Annotated in this window: 9 protein-coding genes; 8 read left to right on the top strand and 1 reads right to left on the bottom strand. The window is 56.2% G+C overall.

What is annotated here, in order from left to right; genetic code table 11:
- Positions 1-218: 218 nt before the first annotated feature.
- Positions 219-1,031: an HAD-IIA family hydrolase gene (locus tag ACR0QW_RS04605; RefSeq protein WP_432642539.1), complete on the bottom strand. Its 813-nt coding sequence runs from the start codon at positions 1,029-1,031 to the stop codon at positions 219-221.
- A gap of 184 nt (positions 1,032-1,215) precedes the next feature.
- On the opposite strand from ACR0QW_RS04605, the gene ACR0QW_RS04600 reads away from it, so the two are divergent.
- From ACR0QW_RS04600 to ACR0QW_RS04565, 8 genes are all read left to right on the top strand, one after another.
- Positions 1,216-2,661: an aminotransferase class I/II-fold pyridoxal phosphate-dependent enzyme gene (locus ACR0QW_RS04600; protein WP_432642538.1), complete on the top strand. Its 1,446-nt coding sequence runs from the start codon at positions 1,216-1,218 to the stop codon at positions 2,659-2,661.
- Complete coding sequence (gene tmk / locus ACR0QW_RS04595; RefSeq protein WP_432642537.1) at positions 2,658-3,278, top strand: dTMP kinase; 621 nt, start codon at positions 2,658-2,660, stop codon at positions 3,276-3,278. Before ACR0QW_RS04600 ends, tmk begins: the two co-directional genes overlap by 4 nt.
- A 31-nt stretch (positions 3,279-3,309) precedes the next feature.
- Positions 3,310-4,350 carry an ATP-binding protein gene (locus ACR0QW_RS04590; RefSeq protein ID WP_432642536.1) on the top strand — a complete coding sequence of 347 codons (1,041 nt, stop codon included), beginning with the start codon at positions 3,310-3,312 and terminating at the stop codon, positions 4,348-4,350.
- A 21-nt stretch (positions 4,351-4,371) separates the two neighbouring features.
- Positions 4,372-5,217, top strand: coding sequence for a PSP1 domain-containing protein (locus ACR0QW_RS04585; protein WP_432642535.1), 846 nt, complete (start codon positions 4,372-4,374; stop codon positions 5,215-5,217).
- Positions 5,214-5,945: a tRNA1(Val) (adenine(37)-N6)-methyltransferase gene (locus tag ACR0QW_RS04580; RefSeq protein WP_432642534.1), complete on the top strand. Its 732-nt coding sequence runs from the start codon at positions 5,214-5,216 to the stop codon at positions 5,943-5,945. Before ACR0QW_RS04585 ends, ACR0QW_RS04580 begins: the two co-directional genes overlap by 4 nt.
- Positions 5,935-6,768: a 16S rRNA (cytidine(1402)-2'-O)-methyltransferase gene (gene rsmI, locus ACR0QW_RS04575; protein WP_432642533.1), complete on the top strand. Its 834-nt coding sequence runs from the start codon at positions 5,935-5,937 to the stop codon at positions 6,766-6,768. Before ACR0QW_RS04580 ends, rsmI begins: the two co-directional genes overlap by 11 nt.
- Positions 6,769-6,872: 104 nt before the next feature.
- Positions 6,873-8,819 carry a methionine--tRNA ligase gene (metG, locus tag ACR0QW_RS04570; RefSeq protein ID WP_432642532.1) on the top strand — a complete coding sequence of 649 codons (1,947 nt, stop codon included), beginning with the start codon at positions 6,873-6,875 and terminating at the stop codon, positions 8,817-8,819.
- 2 nt (positions 8,820-8,821) lie between these two features.
- Positions 8,822-9,607 (top strand): TatD family hydrolase, encoded by a 786-nt coding sequence (locus tag ACR0QW_RS04565; protein ID WP_432642531.1) that lies wholly within the window; start codon positions 8,822-8,824, stop codon positions 9,605-9,607.
- Positions 9,608-9,617: the final 10 nt, after the last annotated feature.

Raw genomic sequence — 9,617 nt, 5'->3', positions numbered from 1 at the left:
CCGCGCATGTGATTGGATGGTTGGGGGGCCTTCTGATAGACAATTACCAGATGTCCATTTTGAAGGTACCAGAATTGTTGAACTGTCTAAAACAGGGGGTTCTACTTTTAGAAACTGTCCTTGACAAGGGGTACGGTTTACGGTTTACTAGTCACTAACCACTAACCACTAACCACTAACCACTAACCACTAACCACTAACCACTAACCCTATCTCACTCAGCGGGACTGCGCCTGTGCAGCCTTCTGCTTCGGCACGATGTCTCCGATGCCGTTCAGAATATAGTGAGGCTGGTAGCTGAAATGTTTGATATTGTCCCGGTTGGAAACGCCGGTAAGTACCAGCACCGTTTCCATGCCGCTTTCCACGCCGCCGATTACATCCGTATCCATCCGGTCGCCGATCATCACCGCATCTTCCGAATGGACGCCCAGGCGTTTCAGACCCGTACGCATCATGAGAGGGTTCGGTTTGCCGATGAAATAGGCTTTTTTGCCCGTGGCCAGTTCGATGGGGGCGATGAGCGCCCGGCAGGCCGGGATGATGCCCCGGTCGCTGGGACCGGTCATGTCGCTGTTGGTGCCGATCAGCTTGGCGCCCTTGTGGATCAGTTCCGTGGCCTTGATGATCATTTCATAATTATAGCCGGTGGTTTCGCCTACCACCACATATTCCGGGTTCACGTCGTTGTAGGTGATGCCCGCATCATATAAGGCATTCATGAGCCCATGGGCTCCGATGATGTACGCCGAACAGCCAGGAGACTGGGTCTTCAGAAAATGGGCCGTAGCCAGGGCACTGGTGTAGAAGTGGTCTTCTTCGATGTCCAGCCCCATGGCCAGCAGTTTTTTTCGCAGTTCCAGGGGGGAACGCTCGCTGGAGTTGGTCAGGAACAGGAATTGTTTCTTTTCTTTTTTCAGCCAGGCCACAAAATCTTTCACTCCGGGCAGCAGTGTGCTGCCGTGGTAGATCACACCGTCCATATCACTGATGAATCCTTTTTTCTCGCGGATGATGTTCAAATCTCTCATATCATGCGCCTCCTTGTGCGTCGCTGTTTTTATGGAATAGGGTACAGCTTCATTATGGAAGGTTTCATGAGAAAAAGCAATAGAGAGTCTGCAAAGGTCCTGTCAAATTTTTGTAAAGCCCGCCCTTTTGCCTTCTTTCCAGGTATGATAAAATAAAAGGTACTGCGAAGGAGGGAAAAGCCACGTGACTGTGAAACGACCGCTTTTGACGGCAGTGGAAACATACCGTCAGGCTCATGTATATCCTCTCCATACTCCCGGACACAAAGGGGGCAGGGGAGCGGACTCGGCCCTGCGCCACCTGGTGGGGGATGTGGCCCTGGAAAGTGATGTCAGTTTGATGGAAGAACTGGATGATATCCACCACCCGGAAGGGTGCATCCGGGAGGCTGAAGCCCTGGCTGCGAAAGTCTATGGCGCTGACCGGTGTTTCCTGGGTGTAAACGGCACGACCGGGGTGATCCACGGTATGCTCCTGGGAGCATTGCGGCCCGGGGACCGGATCCTGGTACCCCGGAACTGCCACCGCAGCGTGCTGGGCGGAATGATCCTGGCGGGTCTGCAGCCGGTGTATGTACAGCCGGCTTATGAAGATACCTGGCGGCTTTCTCTGCAGCTGAGCCCGGAACAGGTGGAAGAGGCTTTTGCCAGGCATCCGGATCTGAAAGCCGTATTCCTGACCACGCCCAACTATTTCGGGCTGGCGGCGGACACGAAAAAAATCGCAGACATGGCCCATCAGCACGGCGCTGTATTGCTGGTCGATGAAGCACATGGTCCCCATCTGGGCTTTTCGGATATGCTGCCTCCCAGCGCTGTCCAGTGCGGAGCGGATGCGGCGGCCCAGAGCACCCATAAGATTGTGGGCGCCATGACCCAGTGCAGCCTGCTTCAGGTGCGCTATGAACGCCTGCGGCCGGAAGCCATGGAGCAGGCCATGAGCCTGGTGACCACCACCAGCCCCAACTATTTATTGATGGGAGCCCTGGACGGGGCACGGGCCCAGCTGGAAGAAAAAGGCGCTGCCATGGCGGAAGCTTCTGTACGGGCGGCTGCGGTACTGCGGAAAGCGCTGCACCAGGTGCCCGGGCTGCCGGTGCTGGAAAACGAATTGAACGGGAAAGGCGGCGTGGTGGCCCTGGATCCGGGGAAAGTGACCATCCAGGTGAGCCAGTTGGGCATCACCGGGCCGGAAGCGGCCGATGCCCTGCGTCAGGCTGGCATTGCCGTGGAACTGGTGGATCAGGATCATGTGCTGTTTCTGGTGACCTATGCAGATGACAATGATGCATTTCCGACCATTGCCGAGCGTATCGCTACGGTGCTGGATGGCCTGCGGAAACCCCTGCGGGAACTGCCGCCGGTACCGCCGGTCCTCTCCATCCCCGAACAGGTGCTGCCGCCTCGGGAGGCGTTCTTTGCCGCCAAGGAAATGGTTCCGTTTGAAGAGGCGGCCGGACGGGTGGCCGGAGAGACTCTGAGCTTCTATCCGCCCGGCATTCCGCTGATTATGCCGGGAGAACGGCTGACAGAGGAACTGATTGCTTTCAGCCGGAGATTACAGGAAAAAAAGCTCCAGGTAAGCGGACCCCATGATCCCACCCTGGGCACATTTGAGGTATTGGTATGAAGAAAAAAGGTTTGTTCATAACGCTGGAAGGGCCTGACGGAGGCGGCAAGACCACCCAGGCCCATAAACTGGTGGACTGGTTCAGGCTGTACGGCCGGCAGGTGGTGCTGACCCGGGAACCCGGGGGCACGGATGCGGCGGAACAGATCCGGGAACTGGTACTGGATCCGGCCTATGCCGTTTCGGCCCAGACCGAGACCCTGCTGCACCTGGCGGCACGGGCGGACCATGTGGACAAGGTGATCCGTCCGGCTCTGGCCGAGGGCAAAGTCGTGCTCTGTGACCGGTTCAGCGATTCTACCCTGGTATACCAGGGCATCTTGCGCCATATGGATCTGATGCAGCTGCGGAAGCTGAATAATTTTTCCACAGGCGGCCTGCAGCCGGATGTGACAATCCTCCTGGACGGAGATCCACGGGTGCTGCTCAAGCGCCGGAATGACCGGGGCGTGGTGGATAAGTTCGAACTCCAGGGACTGGAATTCCATGATGCCGTACGGGCAGGCTACCTGCAGCTGGCGAGGGAAGACCCGGAAAGGATCCTGGTGATCGATGCTGCACGGGATCCGGAAGTGGTCATGGAAGAAATCATCAAAAAACTGGAAGGGCTGGTCTGAAACCGGGCGGCTCTGGAAAAGAGATTGGACTATGTGGGACACCATCATTGGACACCGGACGGAAAAAGAATTCCTGCAGAATATGCTGAAGGGGGAACGGAAGACCCCGTCCCTGCTGTTTTACGGACCGGAGGGTATCGGCAAGAAAAAGCTGGCCCGGGCGTTTGCCAAAAGTTTCCTCTGCACGGAGGATCCCTTTGCGCCCTGTTGCTGTGCCAGCTGTCGGGCCATGGAGGCGGATGCCCATCCGGATTTCCTGGAGGTGGGGCCTTCTGGCAAGAGCAAGGGCATCGGCGTGGATGCCATCCATGCCCTTTCGGCCCAGGCGGCTTTCGGCCCCCGGCTGTCCAGATATAAGGTATGCCTCATCGACCAGGCCCACACCATGCGGGAAGAAGCCCAGAACAGCCTTTTGAAGCTGCTGGAGGAGCCTCCGGACTATTGGCTGTTCCTTCTGGTGGCGGACCAGGTGGAGTGGCTGCTGCCCACCATCCGCAGCCGGCTCATCGAGCTGCGGTTCGACCCGCTTTCCTATGAAGAAACAGAGCGGGTATTGGAGACCATTGCTGTAACGGAAACGGACCGGCCGGCAGCCGTGGCGGACGTACCCTTGGATGCGGTACAGAACCGATGGCGGCAGCAGCTGCCCGTCCTGGCCCGTCTGGCGGGAGGTTCGGCAGGAAAGGCTTTGGAATGGTTCCGGCTGGACGCCCTGACGCTGCGGGAAGAAATCCTGGACCTGCTGGAACAGTCGGGCCGGGACGACCTGCTGGTGTACACCAGCAGCCAGAGCTGGCTGACGAAAAATGATCGGGCGGAGGGCCTGGTGCTCATGGAACTGCTGCTCCTGATTTTGCGGGACGGGCTCTTCCTCACCACCGGGCTGCCCCAGCCTTTATATAATGAAGACCTGCACCAGCGGCTGGGAATGTTCTTTGCCGACTGGACGGAACATCAGGTGCGCCGGGCCATAGAGCTTTGCGAAGAAGCCCGGCAGGCCATCAGTTCCTTTGTGAGCCGGCGGCTGGCCCTGGAAGGCCTTTTTTTGGAAATCCATCAATTGCACAGTTGATTTGACATAAAGGAGAAACCTATGGAAACCATCGTTGGAATCCGGTTCAAGAGAGCCGGTAAAATCTACTATTTCTCTCCAGGTGAGTACCAACTGGAAAAAGGAGACCATGTGATCGTGGAAACCGCCCGTGGCATTGAATACGGGGAAGTGGTGATTCCTCAGCAGGATGTGGAGGACAGCAAAATCGTCTCTCCCCTGAAAACCGTCATCCGCAAAGCTACCGAGGCTGACGCCCGGAAGGTGGCGGAGAACCACCGGAAGGAAAAGGAAGCCTTCGTCATCTGCGAAAAGAAGATTGCGGCCCGGAAGCTTGCCATGCACCTGGTGAATGTGGAATACACTTTCGATGTGGGCAAGATCATTTTCTATTTCACCGCCGACGGACGGATCGATTTCCGGGAACTGGTGAAGGACCTGGCAGCTGTGTTCCGTACCCGGATCGAGCTGCGGCAGATCGGCGTGCGGGATGAGGCCAAGATGCTGGGCGGTATCGGCTGCTGCGGACGGCCTCTGTGCTGCGCTACCTTCCTGGGAGATTTCGAACCCGTGTCCATCAAGATGGCCAAGGAGCAGAATCTGTCCCTGAATCCCACCAAGATTTCCGGAATTTGCGGCCGGCTTCTGTGCTGCCTGAAGTATGAAAGCGACATGTACTGCGGCAACTGCTGCAAAAAGCGGGAAAAGAAGAAGGAACACCATTTTGTGCCCCGCCCCGGCATGAAGGTAGTGACTCCCAGCGGTGAGGGCATGATCATGAGCATCAGCCGGCGGGAACAGACCGTGACCGTGGAAGTTTCACCGGGCAACCGGGTGACCGTGGCATGGGATGAAATCGTGGAATCTGCCAGGACGGAGAAAAAATGAGTGAAACCTGGCGGCAGGACTGCCTGCCTGACGGTGTGACTACGATTTGGCAGGATGCAGGGGAGTTCTGCTTTACCACGGATGCAGTGTTCCTGGCGGCCTTTCCTCATCTGGTGAAGAAGGCCAGGGTGCTGGAACTGGGCTGTGGAACTGGTGCGGTGAGCCTTCTTCTGGCCAACCGGGGTGCGGCGAAGGTACTGGGCGTGGACATCAACGCCCATGTGGTGGAACTGGCTCGGCGGAGCATCCAGGACAACTGCCTGGAGAACCGGGTAGAGGCGAAGGTACTGGATCTTCGGGATTATAAGCAGCTGCCCTGTGACACCATGGACCTGGTGGCGGCCAATCCGCCATACCGTATCGGAGGACGGAAGCGGCAGGTGGGACAGGCGGCCTGCCATGAGGTGGGCACGACCCTGGAAGATTTTTTCCGGGCGGCGGCCTATGCGTTGAAGACAAAGGGGCGGTTCGCTCTGGTGCAGCTGCCAGAGCGGTTCACTGACGCGGTGAAGCTGGGAATGCAGTACAACCTGGAACTGAAACGGCTGCAGTGGGTCCACAGCTATGTGGAACGGCCGGCCTGGATCTTTCTGGCAGAGTTCGTGAAAGGCGGGCGGCCAGGGCTGGAGGTATTGCCGCCCCTCATCATGTACAATGAGGACGGCAGCTACAGTCGGCAGACACTGGTTTATTACGGGAAGGAAGAGACAGAAGAACATGGAAAATGAAAAAGGGACCCTGTACCTGTGTGCCACACCCATCGGCAACCTGGAGGATATGACGCCCCGGGCTGTGCGGATGCTGCAGGAAGCGGACCTGATCGCCGCTGAGGATACCCGGCACACCCGGCAGCTGCTGACCCATTTCGGTATCCACGGGCAGCTGATCAGCTATCATGAACACAATAAGGAAAAGCAGGGACCGGTACTGCTGGAAGCCCTGGAAAGAGGCAAAAACATTGCCCTGGTTACGGACGCCGGATTCCCGGGAATTTCGGATCCGGGGGAACTGATTGCTCAGCAGGCTATTGCAGCGGGAATCAAAGTAGTGCCCGTGCCCGGAGCCAATGCCTGTTTGACGGCTCTGGTGGCGTCAGGACTGACCAGTACCCCATTCTTTTTCGGGGCTTTTTTGCCCAAGAGCCGGAAAAACCGGAAGGAAAAGCTGGAAGAATGGAAGAACATTCCGGCTACTATGGTCTTATATGAAGCGCCTCACCGGATTCTGGACGTGCTCCAGGATATGGAAGAGGTGTGGGGCGACCGGAAGATGACCATGGGGAGGGAACTGACCAAGCTCCACGAAGAATTCTTTCGGGGCAGCATTTCCATCTGTCGGCAGCATCTGCAGGAAGGGCCCATCCGGGGTGAATTCGTGCTGGTGGTGGAGCAGGGAAAGGCAGAAAAAGAAGAACCTCAGGGAGACCCTCTGGATGTGGTCAAGAATCTTATGGCCCAGGGTACGGACAAAAAAGAAGCCCTGGCCCGGGTGGCCAAACAATATAAAGTGCCAAAGAGAGAACTGTACAATCGATTGGTGAGAGAATCATAAATGGAAAGGGACGGCTGCACCCCGTCTCTTTCCATTTATTTTCCCCCGTTTTTGTGATATGATATAAAATTAGTGAACATTTCTATGGAAAAAGGGGAACGATCATGACAAAACCTGCTTTTTATATTACGACGCCTATTTACTATCCCAGCGCCGACCTGCACATCGGCCATGCGTACTGCACGACCATCGCTGATACCATTGCCCGGTACAAACGGGCCAACGGCTTTGATGTCCAGTTCATCACCGGCAGTGACGAACACGGCCAGAAGATCCAGCGCAAAGCGGAAGCCAATGGGGTGAAACCCATTGAATACACCGACAAGATCGTGGCCGACTTCAAGAAGCTGTGGGAAATGCTGGGAGTCAGCTACACCAGATTTGTCCGCACTTCCAGCAAGGAACACGAAAAAACCGTGCAGACCCTGCTGCAGAAAGTCTATGACCAGGGAGACATCTACAAGAAAGACTACGAAGGCCTGTACTGCGTACCCTGCGAATCCTTCTGGACCGAACACCAGGTGGAGGAAGCCGGCGGCGTATGCCCCGACTGCGGCCGTCCTGTGGAAAAAATGAGGGAATCCAGCTATTTCTTCCGGATTTCCAAATATGCGGACCGGATCCTGGATTACATTGAAACCCATCCGGATTTCATCCAGCCCGTATCCCGCCGCAACGAAATGATCAACTTCATCAAACAGGGCATGGAAGACCTGTGCATCAGCCGCAGCAGCTTTGACTGGGGTATTCCCGTTCCTTTCGATACCAAACACGTGGTATATGTATGGTTCGATGCCCTGTTGGCCTACTTCACTGGCATCGGCTTCGGTCAGGATATGGACAAGTTCAATCGGTTCTGGCCCGCTGATTTGCACCTGGTGGGCAAAGAAATCGTCCGTTTCCATACTATCATCTGGCCGGCCATGCTGATGGCCATGGGCTTCGACCTGCCCAAGGAAGTGTACGGCCACGGCTGGCTGGTCGTAGACGGGGACAAAATGTCCAAGTCCAAAGGCAACGTGGTGGATCCGGTGAAACCCATCCAGGAGTTTGGCGCTGATGCTGTCCGTTACTTCCTGCTGCGGGAAATCAACCTGGGCAGCGACGGCAACTACTCCCGCAAAGCGTTGATCAAACGGTTCAACGCCGACCTGGCCAACGACCTGGGTAACCTGCAGTACCGGACTGTTTCCATGATCGACAAGTATCATGGGGGCATCGTCCACAAGACGGTGGTGGAAGGCAACGAAGTGGATGAGAAATTCCGTGGTCTGGCTGCCGAAACCCTGAAAAACTATCGGGCTGCCATGGACAAATATGCTCTGAATGACGGAATCAAGGCCATCTGGGCTTACATCGGCGCTGCCAACAAATATATCGACGAAACCACTCCCTGGATCCTGGCCAAGGATCCGGCCCAGGCCAAGCGGCTGGAAGCTGTCATGTACAACCTGGCTGATGCTGTGCGGAACATTGCCATTTTGATTTCTTCCATGATGCCGTTCTCCGCACCGAAGATCTTCGAACAGCTGGGGCTGCCGGTTCCTGAACAGTTCGATCTGAATGAAGTGGCCTGGGGCAAATTTCCTGATGGCACCAAAGTGCAGAAGGGCCAGCCCATTTTCCCGCGGATCGAAGAAGAGGAGCAGCCTGCTGCCAAAGCTGAACCGAAAGCCAAAAAGGCCGAAAAGAAAGCTGATACGAAAACCGCTGGTGTGGTGACTCCTGATCAGTGCACCATCGATGATTTTGGCAAGCTGGACCTGCGGGTGGGCACCATCCTGAAAGCTGAAAAAATGGAAAATGCCGACAAGCTGCTGAAGCTGGACGTGAAAGTGGGCGACGAAAACCGCACCATCGTATCCGGTATCGCTCCCTATTATAAGGAAGAGGAACTGGCGGGCAAGAATGTGATTGTTATCGCCAATCTGAAGCCGGCCAAACTGCGTGGCGTGGAATCCCGCGGCATGCTGCTGGCTGCTTCCGACGGCAAGGGGAACCTGAAGCTGGCAGAAGTTCCGGGCATCGCTTCCGGCAGCAAGGTGAAATAAAAATGGATAAGCTTCCTTTGTTCGATACCCATGCCCATTTGGACGTGGAAGAATTCGACGCTGACAGGGAAGAACTGCTCCGGAAAATCGGAGAGAACATGGCCGGGATCATTGATCCCGGCTGTGATCTTCTCAGCTCAAAAAAGGCCTTGGCCCTGGCTCACCGGTATCCTTTCGTGTGGGCAGCGGTGGGAATCCATCCTGAAGAACTGGGCCACAGCAGCTTCGATGAACTGAAAGACATTGAAGCCATGTGCGCTGATCCCCGGGTAGTGGCCATCGGGGAAATCGGCCTGGACTATTATAATGATGAGAATTCTCCCCACGACCTGCAGCAGGAATACCTGGCCCGGCAGCTGGAACTGGCCCGGAAAGTGGGCTTGCCGGTGATCATCCATGACCGGGACTCCCACGAGGACGTCATGAAAGTGATATGGGAAGCAGGGCAGGGGGTCAAGGGTGTGCTCCACTGTTTTTCCGGCAATTGGGCCATGGCGGAAGAGGTATTGTCCCTGGGCTGGTATCTGGGTTTCGGTGGTACCAGCACTTTCAAGAACGACCGGGGAGTGCGGTCCATTCTGGCCAAAGTACCGGAGGACCGGATCCTGTTTGAGACAGATTCCCCGTATATGGCGCCGGTGCCTTACCGGGGCAGACGGAATAACCCTCTTTACACGGCCATCGTGGCAGAGCGGGCAGCTCAGCTGCGGGGAACCACACCGGAAAAGATCATGAAAAGTTCAACAAGAAATGCTGAAACTTTATTTTTTCGTCTGAAAACCCGATAAAACGGCTGTA

It is taken from the genome of Acidaminococcus sp., from assembly GCF_050873445.1.
Classification (GTDB): Bacteria; Bacillota; Negativicutes; order Acidaminococcales; family Acidaminococcaceae; genus Acidaminococcus.
The sequence above is the reverse complement of the archived record's forward strand: the minus strand, read 5'-3'. Positions and strand labels throughout refer to the sequence as shown.